The organism is Plesiomonas shigelloides, from assembly GCF_900087055.1.
GTDB lineage: Bacteria > Pseudomonadota > Gammaproteobacteria > Enterobacterales > CAMTGL01 > Plesiomonas > Plesiomonas shigelloides.
The window spans coordinates 123,724-145,027 of record NZ_LT575468.1; the positions used below are offsets into that span (position 1 = coordinate 123,724).

At 45.2% G+C, this 21,304-nt stretch carries 16 protein-coding genes; 13 read left to right on the forward strand and 3 right to left on the reverse strand.

All coding sequences use genetic code 11. The features are described 5' to 3' along the window. Nucleotides 1-7 precede the first annotated feature (7 nt). From NCTC9997_RS00545 to aqpZ (NCTC9997_RS00580), 8 genes are all read left to right on the forward strand, one after another. A complete protein-coding gene (locus NCTC9997_RS00545; RefSeq protein ID WP_230405395.1) occupies nucleotides 8-1,273 on the forward strand; it encodes a lipopolysaccharide biosynthesis protein in 1,266 nt (421 codons plus the stop codon). Nucleotides 1,274-1,422: 149 nt separating this feature from the next. Continuing rightward, complete coding sequence (locus NCTC9997_RS00550; protein WP_230405396.1) at nucleotides 1,423-2,544, forward strand: O-antigen ligase family protein; 1,122 nt, start codon at nucleotides 1,423-1,425, stop codon at nucleotides 2,542-2,544. After that, the gene (gene wbgV / locus NCTC9997_RS00555; RefSeq protein WP_000923778.1) at nucleotides 2,535-3,779 is read left to right on the forward strand and encodes a UDP-GalNAcA C5 epimerase WbgV; all 1,245 of its coding nucleotides are present in this window, start codon (nucleotides 2,535-2,537) and stop codon (nucleotides 3,777-3,779) included. The genes NCTC9997_RS00550 and wbgV overlap by 10 nt, the downstream gene beginning before the upstream one ends. Continuing rightward, a complete protein-coding gene (locus NCTC9997_RS00560; protein ID WP_064977067.1) occupies nucleotides 3,772-4,758 on the forward strand; it encodes a glycosyltransferase family 2 protein in 987 nt (328 codons plus the stop codon). Before wbgV ends, NCTC9997_RS00560 begins: the two co-directional genes overlap by 8 nt. Beyond that, on the forward strand, nucleotides 4,755-5,909 hold the full coding sequence (locus NCTC9997_RS00565) for a DegT/DnrJ/EryC1/StrS family aminotransferase (protein WP_064977068.1): 1,155 nt from the start codon (nucleotides 4,755-4,757) through the stop codon (nucleotides 5,907-5,909). Before NCTC9997_RS00560 ends, NCTC9997_RS00565 begins: the two co-directional genes overlap by 4 nt. Before the next feature lie 16 nt (nucleotides 5,910-5,925). Further along, entirely contained in the window at nucleotides 5,926-6,516 is a 591-nt protein-coding gene (locus NCTC9997_RS00570) for a sugar transferase (protein WP_064977069.1), read from the forward strand. Nucleotides 6,517-6,530: 14 nt separating this feature from the next. Further along, nucleotides 6,531-8,450 (forward strand): nucleoside-diphosphate sugar epimerase/dehydratase, encoded by a 1,920-nt coding sequence (locus tag NCTC9997_RS00575; RefSeq protein WP_071849664.1) that lies wholly within the window; start codon nucleotides 6,531-6,533, stop codon nucleotides 8,448-8,450. Nucleotides 8,451-8,568: 118 nt separating this feature from the next. After that, on the forward strand, nucleotides 8,569-9,270 hold the full coding sequence (gene aqpZ, locus NCTC9997_RS00580) for an aquaporin Z (protein WP_010862878.1): 702 nt from the start codon (nucleotides 8,569-8,571) through the stop codon (nucleotides 9,268-9,270). Between the two features lie 310 nt (nucleotides 9,271-9,580). Here the strand turns inward: aqpZ (NCTC9997_RS00580) and potE are convergent, their stop codons facing one another. After that, nucleotides 9,581-10,948 carry a putrescine-ornithine antiporter gene (gene potE, locus NCTC9997_RS00585; RefSeq protein WP_010862877.1) on the reverse strand — a complete coding sequence of 456 codons (1,368 nt, stop codon included), beginning with the start codon at nucleotides 10,946-10,948 and terminating at the stop codon, nucleotides 9,581-9,583. Nucleotides 10,949-12,095: 1,147 nt separating this feature from the next. Here potE and aqpZ (NCTC9997_RS00590) point away from each other — a divergent pair. The 4 genes from aqpZ (NCTC9997_RS00590) (at nucleotide 12,096) to NCTC9997_RS00605 (ending at nucleotide 18,438) form a co-directional block, all read left to right on the forward strand. Next, nucleotides 12,096-12,797, forward strand: a complete 702-nt coding sequence (gene aqpZ, locus NCTC9997_RS00590) for an aquaporin Z (RefSeq protein WP_064977070.1) — start codon at nucleotides 12,096-12,098, stop codon at nucleotides 12,795-12,797. A 157-nt stretch (nucleotides 12,798-12,954) separates the two neighbouring features. Next, a complete protein-coding gene (gene rfbC / locus NCTC9997_RS00595; protein ID WP_064977071.1) occupies nucleotides 12,955-13,506 on the forward strand; it encodes a dTDP-4-dehydrorhamnose 3,5-epimerase in 552 nt (183 codons plus the stop codon). Continuing rightward, entirely contained in the window at nucleotides 13,491-14,450 is a 960-nt protein-coding gene (gene rfbD, locus NCTC9997_RS00600) for a dTDP-4-dehydrorhamnose reductase (protein ID WP_064977072.1), read from the forward strand. Before rfbC ends, rfbD begins: the two co-directional genes overlap by 16 nt. A gap of 172 nt (nucleotides 14,451-14,622) precedes the next feature. Further along, nucleotides 14,623-18,438, forward strand: coding sequence for a DEAD/DEAH box helicase (locus NCTC9997_RS00605; RefSeq protein ID WP_064977073.1), 3,816 nt, complete (start codon nucleotides 14,623-14,625; stop codon nucleotides 18,436-18,438). Between the two features lie 441 nt (nucleotides 18,439-18,879). On the opposite strand, the gene NCTC9997_RS15375 is transcribed toward NCTC9997_RS00605, so the two are convergent. Then, nucleotides 18,880-19,008, reverse strand: coding sequence for a hypothetical protein (locus tag NCTC9997_RS15375; protein WP_255359295.1), 129 nt, complete (start codon nucleotides 19,006-19,008; stop codon nucleotides 18,880-18,882). Between the two features lie 317 nt (nucleotides 19,009-19,325). Between NCTC9997_RS15375 and NCTC9997_RS00610 the strand changes: the two genes are divergently transcribed. Continuing rightward, nucleotides 19,326-20,666 carry a GGDEF domain-containing protein gene (locus NCTC9997_RS00610; protein ID WP_064977074.1) on the forward strand — a complete coding sequence of 447 codons (1,341 nt, stop codon included), beginning with the start codon at nucleotides 19,326-19,328 and terminating at the stop codon, nucleotides 20,664-20,666. Between the two features lie 15 nt (nucleotides 20,667-20,681). On the opposite strand, the gene asnC is transcribed toward NCTC9997_RS00610, so the two are convergent. Further along, on the reverse strand, nucleotides 20,682-21,143 hold the full coding sequence (asnC, locus tag NCTC9997_RS00615) for a transcriptional regulator AsnC (RefSeq protein ID WP_010862870.1): 462 nt from the start codon (nucleotides 21,141-21,143) through the stop codon (nucleotides 20,682-20,684). Nucleotides 21,144-21,304 lie beyond the last annotated feature (161 nt).

Sequence of the window (21,304 nt, forward strand, 5' to 3'; positions counted from 1 at the left end):
TCAGTGTATGTTTAGAAAAATGATTGATGCAGGTGGTACATTTTTACTTAAAGCAATATTTCAAATAGGAGTTTTTGTTTATTTCGCACATGTGTCAGATATTACTACATTTGGTATTATTAGTTATGTGTTTACTGTTTATTGGTTTGTGCTTAACTTCTCTGATTATGGATTTAGAACAAAATTAGTGAAAGATATTTCTGATAATAGTTATTCTGCATCAGAATTATTATCCAGAAGTGATGGAGTTAAAACATATGTTTTTTTCTTCATTTTTATAATCTTCATGTTTTATTCTTATGTTTCTGATTCAATTTCATTAACTCTGCTTGTTTATATTTCATCTGCATATTTTGTTTGTATTTCAAGTGGTAGATTTAGCTTGCTACAGGCTGTTGGTCGGTTTAGATGTGAATTATATATAAATATCTACTCAACAATTATATATATTGGGTGTAATTTATTTTTATCTCTGTTTATCGAACCTCTATATTATAGTGCGATATCAATATTCATATACTCAATTTCGCTTTTGGTTTTCTCATCACATAAATGCAATGTGCCATGTTTTCATATAAAAAGACCAAGTCTTTTAGTTTATAAAGATTTTTTGGATGCAACTCCGTTCGCTATTCTGGTGTTACTAAATGTTGTTTTATCTAGTATTGACCTTTTTATATTAAAAGAATATTTCTCTTATAATAGTGTTGCTATATATCAGGTGGTAACTAGGGTTAATACCGGTCTAATGATAGTGTTTAATGTTATTTATACTGTTTTATTGCCTTCATTTTCTTATTATCTGAAAAATTCTGAATGGGGTAATATAAGGAAATTACAACGATATATATCACTGTTAGTCTTATTACTATGTTTATGCTATTATTTTTTTGGCATCTATTTCGTAGGGATATTGTTTGGTGATGAGTATAAGGTAATATCTTCTGCAACATTTTTGATAATGTTTATGGCTCTTATTAAATATAATTTTTGGCTAATAAATGAACTTTATCTTGTGTGTAGTGGAAATCAAAGCGAGCGAGTTAAATCGTATTGTATTGGTGTGGTCATTTCAATAGCGGTTTTCTTTTATTTTATACCTCGGTATGGATGGAGTGGGGCGGTTTTTGGAAGTGCCATTGCAACATTAGTAATTGGAATATTTTATATTATTTCTGTGAAAAAAGATTGTGGGAAAATTCTTCATGATAAGTATTCACTAATGATGATCTTTGTCCCAATTTTCTTTTATTTTATTATTAATGGTCAGTAGCGGTTGTTATATTAATCTGTTGTTGTTTTATATCGTTCCATTAATATGTTTAGACTCGATTGGAAGTCTAATAAAGGTTAAGTATGTTAATATACCTATATCCTGTACTTTTGTTATTTAATATCCTTCCGGTTTTTTTTTATGGACAAATGAACTCTGATTTAGAGCGTTTTTTTGGAGTTCCTATTGGCTATATTTCAGATTTAATATTTTATTTCTTTGTTGCTTTAACATCTATAATAACGTTGAGGTTTCACGTTTCTCTGTGGACAAAGAAATTATTATTTTTAGGCATCATATTCCTGATTTATATCAGCATTCAGATGTTGTTGTTATCAGCGGATATCTCAGGTGTCGTAATTTTATTATCGTTTTTTTCTAATTTTATAGCTTTGGTTCTTTTGGTATCATTTTGCATTGGTAAAGATGAGCTTTATTTAACTCATTCGGTTAGAAATATAAATGTTGTAATGTGTTTTGGTATTATCTGTGGAGTTGTAAAATTATTTATTGGTTATTCTGAAGATAGTAATTTTATAGTTTATTTAAATAGAAATGCCACCGCAATTATAGTAGTGTGCTTTTATTGTGTATATTCATACTTTTATCGTGGTCGAAAGTCTTGGTATGTCTCATCTGTATTGTACTCTCTGTTCTTTCTTTTTCTAGATAGCCGAGCAGGAATAATATCATTTGCTATATCGTTGTTTTTTGTTTTTCTTCAGTTAACAAAGAAGGAAAAGTTATTAATATCATTGTTTTTTGTTCCTCTTCTAACTTTAGGTATTTCTTTTACTGATATAGGCACTCGTCTTGAACGAATGCTGTCTTCGTCACAGGTTATATTCTCTGGTGGTAACACTCTTACAAAAAGTCAGAATGATTATCGTCGAGTTGAGTTAGTATTTATTGGGGTTGATGTTTTAAAAGAAAATTATTTAATTGGCACTGGATTAGGTGTTGCAAATTATGTAAAGGCTATAGATAAAAAGTTTTTAGGAAGTACCAACTTTGGGTTGGCGCATAATTTTTATTTATCTTATTCGGCTCAGTTAGGGATTATTGGTTTTATTTTGCTTATTTCTGTATTTTATATAATGCTGTCTCCAATTTTTAAATGCGGAGGGTATATTGGTAAAGGGTGCGTTTTTGCTTTGGCTTTCTATGTCTTTTTTAATGAGTATATATTGACGCCAGCGATATATATTTATATTTCTATTTTTTTATCGGTGGTTTTTATACGTAATTCTAGGATGAGAATATGTTGTTAGAATATGTTGAAAGAAAAATTTCCTTAGCCTTGAGTAAGTATCCTAAGGTAAGGGATGTTATTAAGTTCTTTTATTTATATATCGCATCATTATTCGGAATTATTTTGAATAAAAATAAGACGGTTATTCAATCAAAAATATACGAGATTTCAATTGATGATTCTGAAGAATCATTTTTTGGCTATTATGACCATAGTCCAATGAGCTCTAATGGGCGGTACGTATTGTTCCACTCTAGTGCGTTTAGCACTAAACGACACCCAAAGAAAGTTAAGTATATATCTATTTGCGTAAAAGACCTTCTTAATAACAAAGTTTATAAGCTATATGATACGCGAGCATTTAATTGGCAGCAGGGAAGCCGATTAATGTGGATTGATGATGACAATATAATTTTTAATGACTATGAAAATAATGGATACATTAGTGTTGTCTATTCTTTGTCTTTGATGAAGGTTATAAAAAAAATAAACTATCCGATTTATGATGTGAATAATTACAAGGCTGTGACGTTAGATTTCTCATGGCTGGCTAAATATGATAGCGATTATGGTTATTATAATAAAAAATCATTTTCTACAGATATTTCAATCATTAATTTGAACACGGGCGGAATAGAATTATTTTTATCCTTAGACGAAATGCTAAAGAGAACTAATTTTAAATGTAATATTGATGTTGAACATGTGGTCAATCATTTTATGTTTGCTCCCGATGGACGTTCCGTTATGTTCATACATCGATACTATACACCTAAAGGAAAGCGTGAAAGGTTAATACATTGGAATTTAATAAATGATAATGTTCGAGTCCTAATAAATGAATCGATTATTAGTCATTGTTGTTGGAATGGGAATGATGAAATTATAGGTTTTTTTGGTGCAGAAATAGATTCGCTTAATTATTATAGATTGTCAATTGAATCCTGTAATACAGAGAAATTGTTTTTTGATGCAAGAAAATATTCTGATGGACATCCTACTATAGTTCATAATAGATATATTATATCTGATACTTACCCAGATAAAAATAGAATTAAAAAGTTGTTTGTTTATGACCTTGTCAAAAATGATTATCGCGAGCTTGGATTGTTTTATGAGTCAATGAGTTTTTTTTCTTATTCTCGATGTGACTTACATCCAAGGATCTCGGTTGATAATAGATTTTTGTTTGTTGATTCAGTTCACTCAGGGAAAAGAAAACTATATTTTATGAGGAGTGGTATTTGTGAGTGATGTTCTAGTATCTTTAATTATAGTTTGCTTTAATGCAGAGAAGTATATTGAAAAATCTCTTTTGGCATTTATTAATCAAGATGTTGGATTAGATAAATTTGAATTGATTATTGTAGATGGGGATTCATCTGATAATACAATATCTATTGTTCAGAATGTTTTTTCTAAACATAGTAACATTAAGCATAAAATTATCAATAATAAAAAAAGAACTCTTGCTACGGGTTGGAATATTGGGGTGCTAGAAGCTAATGGTAAGTTTGTGTGTAGAGTTGATGCACATAGTGATATTCCAAATAACTATATATCTAAATTATTAGATGATTATTTTAATATTATGCAGTTTGATGATAGCGTTGTTGGTGTTGGAGGTGTATTAACTAATTCTTATAAAACTAAGTTTGGTTCAATTGTAGCGGATTTTTATGCATCGAAATTTGGTGTTGGTAATTCTCCATTTAGGTGCGTAGACAAAAATAATCGACTAAAAAAAACAGATACGGCTGTCTTTGCTTTATATAATAAAGATGTGTTTTTTGATGTTGGACTTTTTAATGAAGTATTAGATAGAAATCAAGATATTGATTTTCATAAGAGAGTTTTAAGCAATAATTTGTCATTATATACAGATAATAGTTTATTTGTTGAGTATTATGTTAGAGATAATTTTAAAGATTTCATAAAGAAAGGTTTTCTTGATGGTTTTTGGGTTGTTATGTCTGGAGCATATTATTTTAGACATATCGTGCCACTTTTTTTTGTTTTGTATTTAATTGTATCTTTTTCTCTTTTCTTTGCTACTGGTGATTATATATATTTATCTTTCTTATTTTCTTATTTTCTTATTTCTATTTTGTTTTCAATTCGAGATGGGCGAAGTTTTATAGGTAAAGTATTTCTTCCTTTTATATTTTTGTCTTATCATATTTCTTATGGATGTGGATCGTTATTATCTTTTTTGAAAAGGTATTTTAAATGAAAAATTTTATTCCTTTTGCGTTACCTGAAATTGGCGAAGAAGAAATTGCAGAGGTAATTGACTCTTTACGTTCAGGTTGGATTACGACAGGTCCTAAGGCTAAGCAATTTGAACAAGAATTTTCTAATTACCTAGGAGCGAACGTTCAATCATTAGCTGTTAACTCTGCTACGTCGGGCTTACATTTGGCTCTTGAAGCTGTTGGCGTAAAACCTGGAGACCAAGTTATTGTCCCATCATATACATTCACTGCTACTGCCGAAATTGTCAGGTACCTTGGTGCTGATCCTGTAATTGTTGATGTAGATCGTAAAACATTTAATATATCAGTTGATGCCATTGAGAAGGCTATTACTAATAAAACAAAGGCGATTATTCCAGTACACTTCGCTGGATTAGCTTGTGACATGGATTCAATCTTATCAATTGCTAAAAAATATGACCTAAAGGTTGTCGAGGATGCCGCTCATGCATTTCCTACAACATATAAAGGAAGTAAGATAGGAACGCTTGATTCAGATGCTACGGTTTTTAGCTTCTACGCCAATAAAACTATGACAACCGGTGAAGGCGGAATGGTTGTTTCAAAAAATAAAGATATAATTGAGCGTTGTAAGGTAATGCGTTTACATGGAATCAGTCGTGACGCTTTTGACCGGTACCAGTCTAAAACTCCTTCTTGGTTTTATGAGGTTGTAGCTCCAGGGTTTAAATACAATATGCCTGATATCTGTGCGGCAATCGGTATTCATCAACTTAGAAAGATCGATGATTTTCAGAAAAAACGTCAACGAATGGCAAAAATTTACGATGATGCGTTAAAAGAATTGCCACTTGAATTGCCTGAATGGCCTACTAATGCTAGTGATATTCATGCTTGGCATCTATATCCTATCCGCTTAAAAACTGATTCGGCTATTAATCGCGATGATTTTATTAAGAAGTTATCAGATCTTGGAATTGGTTGTTCTGTCCATTTTATACCGTTGCATAAGCAACCGGTTTGGCGTGATACATATAATTTGAACGCCAGTGACTTTCCAGTTTCTGAGGCGTGTTATTTAAATGAAATATCTATTCCTCTTTATACTAAAATGACGGATCAAGATCAGTTGTTCGTTATCGAATCGATTAGACAATTATTTATGTAATGGTATTTTATATTAAATGAAACGTATTTTTGATGTTATCGTGGCAGGCTTAGGCCTGCTTTTTCTATTTCCTGTTTTTATCATTGTGTCAATGTTAATTGTTGCTGATTCTAAAGGGAGTGTTTTTTTTAGGCAGTATAGAGTTGGGAGATTTGGGAAAGATTTTAGGATACATAAATTTAGAACGATGTTTATCGATTCAGAAAAAAAAGGACGGATAACAGTTGGTCAAGATGCTCGGGTAACCAGAGTTGGATGGTATTTACGGAAGTACAAAATCGATGAGCTGCCTCAATTGATAGATGTTCTTTCTGGAACAATGAGTTTGGTTGGCCCAAGACCGGAAGTGAGGGAGTTTATTGATGAGTATCCTGATGATATAAGGGAAAAAGTTTTATCGGTTAGGCCAGGGATAACTGACTTAGCATCTATAGAAATGGTAGATGAAAATGAGATTTTGTCTAGTTATGATGACCCACGTAGGGCTTATATAGATATAATTCTTCCAATCAAGCAAAGATATTATTTGGATTATGTTGCTAACAATTCAGTAAAGTATGATTGTGTGATAATTTGGAAAACTCTTATTAAGATTTTGTCGCGATAATAAGGTAGTGTAGGATGATTGATAGAATATTGGAGCTGCCAAGAATTGTTAAGAGAGGTATCATCATCTGCATTGATGTAGTTATGGTGATATTCTCATTTTGGTTGTCTTATTGGTTGAGGCTTGATGAGCAAACGGCTTTTCTTAGTGCACCGATGTGGTTTGCTGCAGCTATTCTTACCATATTTACCGTGTTTATATTTATCAGGATTGGGCTTTATCGGGCAGTCTTACGGTATGTTAGTGCAAAGATAATGTTGCTAATATCAGTTGGTATTCTGGCCTCAACGTTATCTCTTGTCGTTATATCATATTCGCTATCCATAATGTTGCCGCGCACTGTTGTCGGAATTTATTTTTTGGTTTTACTTTTACTGACATCAGGCTCTAGATTGCTTTTTAGAATGATACTTAACTATGGAGTTAAGGGTAGTGCGCCTGTTTTGATTTATGGCGCTGGTGAATCTGGCCGACAATTATTGCCAGCATTAATGCAGGCAAAAGAATATTTTCCTGTGGCATTTGTGGATGATAATCCTCGCTTGCATAAGGCCGTCATTCATGGTGTAACAGTTTATCCCTCGGATAAACTGAGTTACCTAGTAGATCGCTATGGTATAAAGAAAATTCTTTTGGCGATGCCGAGCGTCAGTAAGTCACAAAGGCAGAAAGTGATTACTCGTTTAGAGCATTTACCGTGTGAAGTTCTCTCTATTCCGGGCATGGTCGATTTAGTCGAAGGTCGAGCACAAATCAGTAATCTCAAAAAAGTATCGATTGATGACTTGCTAGGCCGTGATCCAGTTGCTCCTGATGCCAAATTGATGGCGGAGAACATTACAGGCAAAGCAGTTATGGTCACTGGGGCGGGAGGATCGATCGGCTCTGAGCTTTGTCGTCAAATTGTTCGATATAAGCCAGCCAAATTGGTTCTATTTGAACTGTCTGAATATGCCCTGTATGCCATTGAGAAAGAGCTATCGACGCTGTGTGATAAAGAAGGTTTGGATGTCTCAGTGATCCCTCTGTTGGGCTCGGTGCAGCGTCAGAATCGCTTACAGATGGTGATGAAGTCCTTTGGTATTCAAACGGTTTATCATGCGGCTGCTTATAAACATGTGCCTCTGGTTGAGCATAATGTGGTGGAAGGGGTGCGTAATAATGTGTTTGGTACCTTGTACTGCGCTGAGTCGGCGATCGATAGTGGCGTTGAAACCTTTGTGTTGATTTCCACCGATAAAGCGGTGCGGCCGACCAACACTATGGGGACAACCAAGCGCCTGGCTGAGTTGGTATTGCAGGCGTTGTCTGCACGGCAAAGCAAAACCCGTTTTTGTATGGTGCGATTTGGTAATGTGCTGGGATCCTCGGGCTCAGTTGTACCATTGTTTGAAAAGCAGATTGCCCAAGGTGGGCCAGTTACCCTGACTCATCGTGACATTATTCGCTATTTTATGACAATTCCTGAAGCATCGCAGTTGGTGATTCAAGCGGGGGCGATGGGGCATGGCGGCGATGTCTTTGTCTTAGACATGGGCGATCCGGTTAAGATTTATGACTTAGCCAAACGCATGATCCGGTTAAGTGGCTTGACTGTGCGGGATGATAAAAATCCAGATGGCGATATTGCCATTGAAGTTACGGGATTACGTCCAGGTGAGAAACTGTATGAAGAATTACTGATTGGTGATTCAGTTCAAGGTACCTCTCATCCACGAATTATGACGGCCAACGAAGTGATGCTACCGTGGCAGGATCTATCGCTCTTACTTAAAGAGCTGGATCAAGCCTGTCATGACTTTGATCATGAGCGCATTCGCAGCTTATTGTTACAAGCACCAGCGGCATTCAATCCAACTGATGATATTTGCGATCTAGTTTGGCAGCAGAAAAAATCGCTGTTATCACAAGCGAGCAATGTCATACGCCTGTGATTGTTTAGATTTAACCTTCCACACCAATTCTTCACCTCTCTTACAAATCCCCGCTAGGCGGTTCATCGTGACCGCCTTTACCCTGATGTCAGCTCTTTAACAAACAGGACATCAGTGTATGTTTAAACCTTTTAGCGCCGAATTTTTCGGTACTTTCTGGCTGGTTCTGGGTGGCTGTGGTAGCGCCTTGATCTCTGCTGCTTTCCCTCAGTTAGGTATTGGCTTTTTGGGCGTGGCGTTGGCTTTTGGTCTGACAGTAGTCACCATGGCTTATGCGGTCGGGCATATCTCCGGAGCGCATTTTAACCCCGCGGTGACCTTGGGTCTGTGGGCCGGTGGACGCTTCCCTGCGGCGCGCGTGTTACCTTACATCATCGCTCAGGTTATCGGCGGTATTGCCGCTGCGGCAGTGCTGTATGGTATCGCCAGCGGTAAGGCGGGGTTTGATGCGACAACCAGCGGCTTTGCAGCTAATGGCTATGGCATTCACTCACCAGGCGGTTATGCGTTAAGCGCCTGTATGCTGAGCGAGTTTGTCCTCAGTGCGTTTTTTGTCATCGTGATCCACGGGGCGACAGAAAAACGCGCTCCTGCGGGCTTTGCGCCGTTGGCGATTGGTCTGACGCTGACCATCATTCATTTGGTGAGCATCCCTGTCACCAATACCTCGGTTAACCCTGCGCGTAGTATCGCGGCGGCAGTTTTCCAAGGTACTTGGGCGTTAGATCAGTTGTGGATGTTTTGCTTGATCCCATCATTAGGCGGAATTGCCGGTGGTCTGATTTACCGCGCATTGCTGGCGCGTCCGGCTGAAGCATAAAACTGAGACAATCATTTAAAGAGGAAAGGTGTTGGAGTGATCCGGCGCCTTTCTTTTTTTTATGGCTTTTTTTGGGGATAGGTCAGGGGATATTGGTCAGATACAGAATGGATGTGTCAGTCGGCAACCTAGGCATCGACACAAAAAAAGGCGGCATAAATGCCGCCTGAATTGGCTACAGAATATCGTATAAACGATGTCTGTGATCACAAAGATAAAATAGCATCAACAAAAAAACGGCAATTCGGTGTGTGTTACGAAGCCATGCAGACAGCACTTAAATGGGCGGTAACTGCATGGCTTTTTTAGCTTATTTGAACGGGTAAGTAATATAACCGCGTTCCATTTTTTCTTGTTTTACATCGTAATCGCTTGGTACGTCATTCGCAGCGATGAAGCCGTAGAAGATGTAACCCAGCAGAGTCAGGATTGAGCCGTAGAACACGGCAGTCTGACCACAAGCGTACACACCGTAGATACTGTAGATGGCAGCGAAAGCACCCACCACGGCACCAATCTTCCATTGGCTAGCACTGACGTGGTTTTTACGCAGCATAACAAACAGACCAGTTTGAGACAGTACGTATGGCACCATGTTGATGAACACTGACAGGTTCAGCAGGGTATTGAACTGTTGTACGGTGTTCGGAGAAATACTCATGGTTGCCAGCAGCAACTCCAGCACCAGCATGATCAGCATACCGGCGATAGGTGCGTTGTATTTGTTCATTTTGCCGAAGATGCTTGGGAACAGCTTCATTTGCGCTGCCGCCCAAGATACTTGCGCGTTAGTGAACTGCCAAGCCAGCAGAGAACCGATACAGGCGATGATGGCCAGAGCACAAATCACTTGGCCCACAAACGGTGTGAACATCATGCTGAATACCAGACCGAACGGCGCACTGGATTTCGCCAGTTCAGCGTTAGGCACGATACCCTGAATTACGGTAGTTGACGCGATGTACACGATAGCCACGGAAACGGTCGCCAGCATAACGGCCAGTGGTACGGTTTTTTCTGGGTTACGAACGGCGCCGGAGTTAGCACCTGCAGTTTCAATCCCCAAGAAGGCCCACAGAGTCAGAGCGATACCGGAAGAGATCCCGTCCATAGTGCCAACGTGGTGTGGGTTCCAGCCGGCGGCGAACAGTTCAGGTTTGAACCAGAACCAACCGATGATGGACAGACCCACCACAGGAATGATGATCCCCCATACAGTTACGCTGGAAATACCACCGGTGTATTTAGGACCCCAGAAGTTAGCTACCATGGTCAACACCAGAACGCCCACGACACCCCAGAAAGCGTGTACTGCAGATTCAGATAACCATGGGAAGAAAGGTTTCATGTAGCCAACCGCAGATACGGCAATCGCCACCGCACTGATGACCAAGCAAATATAATAGGTATAAGACGCGATGAAGAAGGAGGACTTACCGTGCGCTTCTTGTGAGTAGGCAGACATACCGCCATCACGGTGACAGAACATACCGCATTTTGCGTAAGTGTAAGCGATACACAGCGCACCCACGGTAGTGACCAGCCAGGAGAGCATGGTAATACCACCTGTACCGGCGAGGTTAGCCGGCAGCATGATAATACCGGAGCCCATCATGTTTACTGTTACCAGCACAGTGAGGCCCATAAGCCCCATTTTGTTATCATCTGAAGATGCCATAAAATTTATCTCTTTATTCGATAAACTTAATATTTATTCATCCAAAGTCACTAAAATATGCACAGGATGTGCATAACTGAGGATGAGGAACCCTTATTTGTTGCTGCAGCGAAAACCCACACCAAGGATGTTAATAAATGAGATAACGGCGCAGGAATAATACCGTTATTGCATTTATGTTTTTGCTGAAAATAAGGCCATTAATGTTGATGCGTGAATAAACATTTCTGGCTCGATATACATCCCGTATATGAGTTGGTTTATTTTTTAACACAGCTGCATAGGGAAGAAAATAAAGGTCGAGAAAATCGGATTGTGCCTTGTGTCGCGTAATTATTTATGAATTTATGAATAATCAGTAATCCTGACGAAAAGTCGTTATTGTATGTAATCATCTTTAAGTGTAATTTCACGCAACCAGATGTTTCTTTCCTTGCGCCGCCAGCGCTTTGTTTTATGTGTTGAAATAATCTTTTCTGTAACCGCGCGTAATTTATCCTTTCCTCTCTTTATTTTGTGTATTTCGTTGTACATAAGTGGTGTTTATTTATGCATGTCATTTATTGATGGTTTATTGCTGCGTACTGAATGAAGTGTAACTTGGTAGAAAAAGAAGGCTGAATGTTTATTGCCTCCTGTTTCAGGTTATGACAATGAATGCTCTATTTGTACAGTTAACTTTACGTCATTTGATAATGTCATTTACTGTGCCAGCGTAATTTTATTAATGGCGTGCTGTCGGGCAATTTGGTTTTCGGCGCCTTAATAAAATATTCCGCGATCAATATCACAAATAGCATTTTCATTAGGAAATTAAATATCAATTTTCTGCGGATAGGCTGGGCGCACTATTGAGCGATAAAACGCTGTGAAAATAGCGATTGGCAGCATTGCGTTGCCTGTATTTATCTCGTTTGCCGGATTTTTATGCATTTGAGTGCGCAGCCGCCGTGCCGCCCATACATGCTCTATCTTTTACTGTGGGGTCTCACATATTCCACCGTTATTACATGTGATGGCTATTACTCGTTGTGCTGGCGTGTTGGCGAGCGGATGCAGAGCGTGGCAAGCAGAGCCGGTCGACGAGTGGCGTTGGTGGATATGGGCCTCGAGAGGTTGACTCAATGCTTATTTAAGAGGGATGGCGATGAAAAAACCGTTAACGGCAGAGTTCTTCGGAACATTCTGGTTGGTTTTTGGGGGTTGTGGGAGCGCAATTTTGGCGGCCACGTTTCCCGAATTAGGAATAGGATTTTTGGGGGTGGCATTCGCGTTTGGTTTGACCGTCGTCACCATGGCTTATGCGGTGGGCCATATTTCTGGAGGCCATTTTAACCCCGCAGTGACGATCGGCCTGTGTGCCGGAGGGCGTTTTCCGGCCTCTCGGGTATTGCCGTATGTCATTGTGCAAATCGCAGGCGGGATAGCGGCTGCGGCGGTGCTGTATGTGATTGCTAGCGGTAAGGCCGGCTTTGATGCCACCACCAGTGGTTTTGCGGCCAATGGCTATGGTGAGCACTCCCCGGGTGGCTATACCTTAGCCGCCGCCATGACGGTAGAGTTTGTGCTGACGCTGTTTTTCCTGTTAGTGATCCACGGCTCCACTGATAAACGCGCACCGGCGGGATTTGCGCCATTGGCGATTGGCTTGGCGCTGACCTTGATCCACTTGATTAGCGTGCCGGTGACTAACACTTCGGTTAACCCTGCGCGCAGTATTGGCGTCGCGCTGTTTCAAGGAACATGGGCGCTGGAGCAGTTATGGGTCTTTTGCGTAATACCGGTAGTAGGTGGGATTGCCGGCGGCGTGCTGTACCGGCTCTTACTGGAAACGCCTGACGGGAAATAACAGCACGCGGAGTGCGGTGAGTGTGATATCCGGTTGTATCTTTCCAAAAACGAGCTATCCAAGACAAGCCATGCAGTGAGCGATTGCATGGCTTTTTCTTTTATACTGGTAAGCGTTAGATGCCAATGCACTGTTATTCGTATGCTTGGAGTACCGCATGCAAGTTAAGCCCGGCCGATTATCCGGTCTATTTCATATCTATCCGCAGGTCTATCGCGATGAGCGCGGTTATTTTCTGGAAGTGTTCGAAAAGCGCCGTTATCAGACGTTACTGGGGATCACTGACGAATTTGTGCAGGATAATCGTTCCTATTCGGCGGCCGGTGTGATCCGTGGTCTGCATTTTCAACAGCACTATCCGCAGGGAAAATTGATCCGAGTAGTCAGTGGCGCAGTGTTTGATGTGGCGGTGGATCTGCGCGCTGATTCGGCAACCTTTGGCCAGTGGGAGAGCATGGTGCTGTCGGCCGATGATCAGGCGCAGCTTTGGATCCCGCCAGGCTTTGCGCATGGCTTTGCCGTACTTTCGCCGCAGGGCGCGGAAGTGGAATACAAATGCACGGGTTATTATCATGCTGGCGATGAGCGCTGTTTGCGCTGGGATGATCCGGCGCTACAGATCCCGTGGCCCGTTGAAACGCCAATCTTATCGGAAAAAGACCAACAGGGTCTGACGCTGGAGGCGTTACGCGCATGCGGGTGTTGCTGACCGGAAAAAATGGCCAGCTTGGGCAGGTACTTTGCGCTGTCGCTCCTGCTGAATGGGAGCTGTTGGCCTGCGATCGGCAAACGTTGGATATTACCCATCCTGAGCAAGTACAGCAGTGTGTCCGGCAGTGGCGACCGGATCTGATCATCAATACTGCCGCTTTTACGCAGGTGGATGCGGCCGAAAGTGCGCCGCATGCCGCGTGGCAGGCCAATGTGGTGGGACCGGCACAGTTGGCGCGTGCCGCAGGTGACGTTGGCGCGACTTTACTGCATTTTTCGACCGACTATGTGTTTGCTGGCCAAAACGCAGCAAGCCGCGCGCTGGCAAATGACGTGGTCGAGGTATTTAACGAAACCGACACCCCGCAGCCCATCAATTATTACGGTTACAGTAAATGGCAGGGTGAGCTGCAGGTGCTAGAGATCCTGCCGCAGGCTAGGGTTATTCGCACCGCGTGGTTATTCAGCCCATGTGGCCGTAATTTTGTGCGCACGATGCTGCATCTGGCGCTACGTCAGCCGGTTCTGCGCATCGTTAATGATCAACGAGGCTGTCCGACCAGCGCATTGCAGTTAGCCCGCTTTCTGCCCGCACTGACAGCGCCGTCTTTGCCGGGGGGGATTTATCATCTGGCCGGCTCGCCCGCGGTCAGTTGGTTTGAATTTGCCGAAGCAATTTTTCGTTGTGCGCTGGCATGTGGCTGGCCGGCTGCGCGTTTACCTCGAATTGAGCCCATTGCATCAGCTGCGTTTGCTCAAGCTGCGCCGAGGCCGTCCAGTAGCATATTGTGTAGCGAGCGCTCGCGGGCGGCGCTGTGTGCTCAATTACCGGCAGAGGACGCTGCCTCACTGACATTGGATTGGCGTTTGTCTCTGCCTGAGGTAGTACGCACCTTGCTGCGTAGCGATCCTGAACTGCAAGAGGTCTGTGCCTCGAGTTGATGGCCCACATCATGGATGTGAGGCAAGTTGAGTACAGGTGATACCGCCTAATGGGTCGTCATTCCCTTTCTTTTATTATGGTTTTTGACACAGCACCAATAGCAACACTTGAACCGAACCGGCTATCTGAGGCATCCTGATGAGTGTTTTTGGCGTAACCTCAGGATGTCGGATGTCTTTATTACTTCACCCTTTGCATATTGAAGTGCTGTGTCAGCTGTCGGCCAGTTTCAGTTTACCGGTCGCGGCGTTGGCCCAACGGGTGGAGTCGCATTTTCCCTGGCTGCCTTCATCGTTACTGGACGACGTGCTGACCGCCTTGCAGCAAGCCGAGCTGTTGGAGTGCGAAGGCAGCGAGTCAGAGCGCCACTATCTGTTAAGCCCGAACGGGGGTTGGGCGCTGCTGCGTTTATTGCAACGCGGTGAGCTGACTCTCGCGAGTTTACCCAGCAGTAACGATCCCTTGATGCAAGCGTGGCAGGCACTATTGCAGGCCGCACTTACCCCAGCGGCGGCATTGCCGTTATGTGATGCCGATAGCGGCTATTGGCTCGATATGCTGGCGGATGCCGAGTGGTTGTGGGCTGGGATTGGCTATCTTCCGCTTAAGTGGATCGCACCGTTTGCGCGTTATGCCTTGTTGCGCCAGATCCGCACCCAGTGTGAGCCGAATTTTTGGCAGCAGGCGCAAGCTGTGCTGGATACGCAGGGGTTAACGGCTTTGTATCAAGGCTGGACCGGCTGTGCGTTTTTATGTTCAGCCGGAACGTTACCGGCCAACCATTGGCTGCATCGCATTGCTCGCAGTGCGCCAGCCCAGCGTCAGTTGCCATCTGAGCAAGAGTTGCCGGTGGATGCGGTCTTTTCCCGTCTACTGGCGGCGCTATTGCTGCCACCAGAGCGCGGTACTGCCGCGTTGACCCAGATCCAGCAACAGCTGCGAGCGGTAGAAAATTGGCCGGCGGCACACTACTGCGCGCGCCTGTTGGCCGCCGATGTCGACAGTGCCGACCGTCTGCTGGAGCTGCAGGGAGAGGAGCCACCACGCTGGGGCGATCTGCTCTTGTTTGCGCTGCGCGCCGTGCAGCAAGGCGCAGGCCCTGATGAACAGCGGCGCCAGCGCAGCGCGTTTGCCCATATCATGCGTTATCCGCCGCGTGCCCCGCTGATTGCGTTAACTCAAGCTTTATTACGGGCACTGGCCGGTGAGCCGGCGACCTATTCACTCTTCAATTCACTGTTCCCAGACGGTTTACGTCGTCCGGCGGCGCCGGTGCCGGAGTTGTCTGAACCGACATTAGCGGACGAGATGGCTACCAACAGCAGCGCCGATGAGCGGGTGGTGTGGATCTTAGCGCCGAAAACCAAGCAGCTGACTGCGCGCATTCAAAAACGTGGCAAGAAGGGCTGGACCAAAGGGCGGCAGGTCAGCATTTACAATCTGCGTTTAGAAGCCGAGCGTTTGCTGGACGAAGACGACCTGCGCGTCTATCGCGCGACTAACCCGCAAGAGCACTATTTTTATCGTGATGTGCTGGTGGATGAGCCGCTGCTGCAAGCGCTGAGCCGGCATCCTCGGGTCTTATTGCCGGAGGGCGAGCGCCTGATTTTGTTGCCGCTGCAGCCTTTGGTGCGTTTGTTACCCGCGCAAGAAGGCGACGGCGTGCGTTGCCTGCTCAATCCGCGTTTGGCGGTGGAAGCCGGGACATTGCGCCAAGTGGCGGCCACGGTCTGGCAGTTTTATCAGTTGCCGGCGCCTTTAGTGCCGTTGTTGCGCTCATTGCAGCGCACCCCGAGTGATTTACCGCCGAGCGCGGTGGCATCCTTGCAGACATTGATAACCCGCTGGCCGCAGCAACCGTGGTACAGCGAGCATCCGCAATTACAGGGCAATGTGCAGGTCTCCGAGTGGTTGCCGACCCCGTATCTGTGGCTGAACTGGAGCGGCGATACGCTGGAAATCCAGCTGACCACCCAGCCAGAGCAAGAGTGGCCGCATCCGCTCCCGCCTGGGCAAGGTGAAGCGTGGATCATGGATCCGCAAGATCATCTGCATTGGCTACGTCGTGATCTGGCGGCCGAACTGGCGCAAGCGCAGGTTTGGCAGCAGTTGTTCGCGACCGGTCAGCATAACCATGGTGGCAGTGGTGAGCAGCCAACGCGTTGGCGCTGGCAAGGAGCCGAAGCGATTGCCATGCTGCACACCTTGCAGTCATGCCCAGAGCGGCACAGTGCGCGTTTGCTGTGGCACAAGGAAAGTCCACGTGCCTATCGGGTCGATACCGACGATCTTAAGTTACGGGTCAATGACCGTGAGCAGTGGTTTGCCCTCGACGGTGAGCTGCAACTGGAAGAGCTGAAACTGGCCTCACTGGATCAGCTACTGCGTCATGAGCCGCAAGCCTATATCACCTTGGATGACGGGCAAATTTTGTTGCTGACTGCTCGTTTGCAGCAGCAGCTGGCAACTTTGCGCCATTTGGTGGCGGCAGATCAAAGCTTTACCCAGCAACTGGCCTTCCCGTTGCAGCAGTTACTGCAGCAACAAGCGGTGCCGGGCGATCCGCACTGGCAGGCGTTGACCGAACGCTGGCAGCAGCCGGTGGCGATTGCACCAGACTTATTAGCGCCGCTGCGCGCCTATCAATGCGAAGGGGTACGCTGGTTGGCGCACCTGAGCGAACATGGGTTTGGCGCTTGTCTGGCCGATGACATGGGCCTTGGTAAAACCGTGCAGGCGCTAACGTTGCTGCGTTTACGGCGGCAACAAGGTCCAGCGCTGGTGGTGGTGCCGAAATCGGTCTTGCACAACTGGGCCTGCGAAGTGCAGCGCTTCGCCCCTGAGTTGGTGTTGCATGATGTGGAGCAAAGCGAAGATCGCCAGCAGCTTATTGCCAACGCGGGCGCTGGGGAAGTGATTATCATCAGTTATGGCTTGCTGGCGCGTTGTGCCAGTTGGCTCAGTGCGCGTGATTGGGCCACCGTGATTCTGGATGAAGCCCAGCAGATTAAAAACGCCAACACCCAGCGTGCACGCTCGCTGTTCCGTTTGCGCGCGCAGGCGCGGATTGCCCTCAGTGGCACGCCGGTGGAAAACGACTTAACCGAGCTGTGGAGCCTGTTCGCCTTTATTAACCCAGGGCTACTCGGCAGCAAAGCGCAGTTTATGCGCCAATATGCCTCGGCCGTGCGTGACAGCGATAGCTTGCAACGTCTGCGCGCGCTGGTCTCGCCGTTTATTTTACGCCGCACTAAGCGTCAGGTGCTGACTGAACTGCCGGAGAAAACCGAAATCACCCACAGCGTAAGCTTAAGTGAGCAAGAGCGGGCGCTGTATGAACAGGCGCGTAATCAGACCTTACTGGAGCTGGCGGCAGAGCCTGAGCGTGGCGCGGGGATGACCTTGCTTTCTGGGCTGACGCGTTTGCGACAAATTTGCTGCCATCCGCAACTGTCATTCCCTGATTATCAAGGCAGTGCCAGTAAGCTGGAGGAAACCCTGTTGCTGGTGGCGGAAGCGCTGGCCGGCCAGCATCGGGTCCTGATTTTCAGCCAGTTCGTTGGGTTGTTGACGTTACTGCGCCATGAATTAGAGGCGCGTGGCTTGGGGTACAGTTATCTGGATGGGCGCAGTTCATCCACCGCTCGTCAGCAAGCGGTGGCCGATTTCAAACAAGGGAAGCACCCGTTATTCCTGATCAGCTTGAAAGCTGGCGGTACCGGTTTGAACCTGACCGAGGCGGATACGGTGATCCATCTGGATCCGTGGTGGAATCCGGCGGTCGAAGATCAGGCCAGCGATCGGGCGCACCGTATGGGGCAAACCCAGCCAGTCACGGTGTATCGCTTGGTCGCAGAAGATACGATCGAAGAGAAAATTGTTGCGCTGCACGCCGAAAAACGCGAGTTGGCAGACAAGGTGCTCAGTGGCCAGTCACAAGTCGATAAGCTCGATAGCGAGTTGTTGTATCAGCTGTTGACGGAATAGGTGAGCCAATAAACTTGCCACGCAAGGATGCGTGGTGATACGGATGTCGCGCATGTACGTTGAGTGTAAGTATCGTGCGGGTATTGGCATGCGGCAGGAAAGCAGGAAGCCAAGAAAAATAACGCAGAAAAAGAAAAGGAGGTTACTGTTACGTCCTATGTAACCTCAGAGAAACCAATCCCTGTACCGGCTTCTGTCCGGTGATGGTCAAATCCGGTTGCGGCGCGCAATACTTCTGGCGTGATAGTGCAAACCGGTTACTTACAGGCGGATGCCTGCTTGTGATGACGTCTTGCTTGCCCTGATCGGGCATAACATCTGATGCTATTTTTTGCTGTGTTGCTGTGTTGCTGTGTTGCTGTGTTGCTGTGTTGCTGTGTTGCTGTGTTGCTGTGTTGCTGTGTTGCTGTGTTGCTGTGTAATGTCGACCAGACGCTGAGATTACAGCGCTTGAGCATTACGGATGTGCCAGTAAGCACGCGCTTTGCTAAATGCACGAGATACTAGAGCAATAGTGGCTTGTTGCTTCTGAGTACGGATAGCGCGTTGACGGATAATAGACAGTGTCATGATGATGCTCCTTTGTGTGATTCGCCTCTCGTTTCGGCTTAAAAACATCCTAGCTGAAACGTTACAGCCTTGCAAGAGTGTGATCGTATTAACACTAAAAAAATTTTGCGCTGTACTTTTGTCGGACCAATGAAAAGCGGTTTGGGTGAGCAAGGGCAGAAGGGGCGGTGGATTTATGTCATACTAAAACACGATAGGCTGTCATCAGCTCGGCTGATAATGCATGGCCGCGAAAACAGCGGGTGCATGATGACCGCTCACGGTGGTGTGGCGCTTGCCGCTCACCGTCGTGCCAACACTAACCGTGTGATATTAGGATGAACGATAAAAAACGCCTGCTCTGGTTGAGCTACAGTTTTGTACTGATCAGCCTGCTGGTCACGCTATTCTTTTTTTTGCATGCCCAGAGTCGCTATCTGCAGTACAAAACGTTACTGCTCAATGAAATCAACGCGGTGTTTCTCGACAGTTACGCCCAATTGCGTAACCTCTATGTGGCTTATAACAATGTGCCGTTCTTACCGGCCAATGAGCTACTCATGCGCAATAAGCAGTTTGCGTATATCAAATTTATCCCGTTACCGAATGCTGATCTGCAAACGTTACGGGCACCGGATATCTTTGCTAATTTGCAGCAAATTAAGCAAAACCTTGATTTCATCACCCATAACCATCTGGCAACGTTAGGATTAATTCAGCAAGGGCGCGGTTATGTCATTGTCACGCCTTATCGTCCGTATCACGATATGCTGTTTTCCCGCCAAGCCGATCAAGCCTTGCAACAGGTGACGCGAATTGATCCGTTGTGGCAGCAGCGGTCCTATGATGCTGATGATTTTCGCGGCTGTCGGGTGTATATCACTGCGCCTTATCGGGAGAATTACTCGGGGCTGCAATTGGTCAGTATGCTGATGCCACTGTATACCGAGGGTAAATTACAGGCGGTGGCGATTGCCGATATTCGGGCGATGATTTTCCGCCATATTGTGGCCAGCTTTAACCAGCAGCACGACACCCAATTTTTTCTCAATGATGCCCATACACCAGACAGTTTTTTGATCCCATGCTCGCAGCAGCGTATCAATATTGCTTACAGCAAGCTGTCGTTATTATCGGCCAGTGAATTGCTGATTGCTGTATTAGCGGCCAGTGCGTTGGTGCTGCTGCTGGCGTGGGTGCTACGGGTGAAAAACAAGATTTATCGCGATGAGCTGACGGGGCTGCATAATCGTTATTACGTTAACGATCACCTGCGCCGCTTGCCCAGTGGTTTTAGCGTGTTGGTGCTGGATGTGGACAACTTCAAGCAGATCAATGATCGACATGGGCATGCAATTGGCGATCAGGTATTGCAGACCATTGCGCAGGTGCTGCAAAACCTGACCCGCGATGACGATATTGTCGCGCGTTGGGGCGGCGAGGAGTTTTTACTGCTGCTGATGACCGATCGCGAAGATACGGTACGCCATCGTGCCGAATTGATCCGGCGCACCATTGCCGATGAGTCGGCGCTGACTGGCTTGCCGGTTACGGTGTCGATCGGGGTGTGTATCGCGCGGGCGCAGGCGTTTGAGACCGCCTTTAAACTGGCCGATGACTGCTTGTATGAGTCCAAGCGCAATGGAAAAAATCAGGTCACGGTCAGCCATTTGTTCTGACCGTGTCTTTGCCGCTTACGGGCGAACGTCACGCAAGATCGGGTTTTGCAGGGAAATCAGGGTTTCGGTGGACTGGATCTCATCGATATTCTGAATTTTGTTCACCAGCACATGCTGCAACTCATCAATCGAGCGGGTCATCACTTTGATGAAGATGCTGTAATTACCGGTGGTGTAGTAGGCCTCCACCACTTCTTCCAGCTCGCGCAGTTTATCCAGCGCGGAGGGGTAATCTTTGGCGCTCTTCAAATTGATGCCGATAAAGCAGCACACGTCATAACCGAGGCGCTTGGCGCTGACCTGCACGCGGGTGCCTTCGATAATGCCGGCTTGTTTCATCTTCTCGACGCGCACGTGGATCGTCCCGGCGCTGACGGCAAAGCGTTTGCCCAATTCGGCGTAAGGAGTACGCGCATTTTCCATCAGCGCGCTCAAAATCGATTTATCCAGATTATCGATCCGATAATTCTCGTGCATTTTTTATCCCTGATATTGGTTAATCATTAATATACAGCAGCATATTTTGTTGATATCTGTATAGCAAGACTATTTTTATTGATGATTATTGAATTTGCTGTGCGTTTTATTGAAGAATCATCTACAGAGATGACGGGTTACCGTCGATAAGATTAAACAAG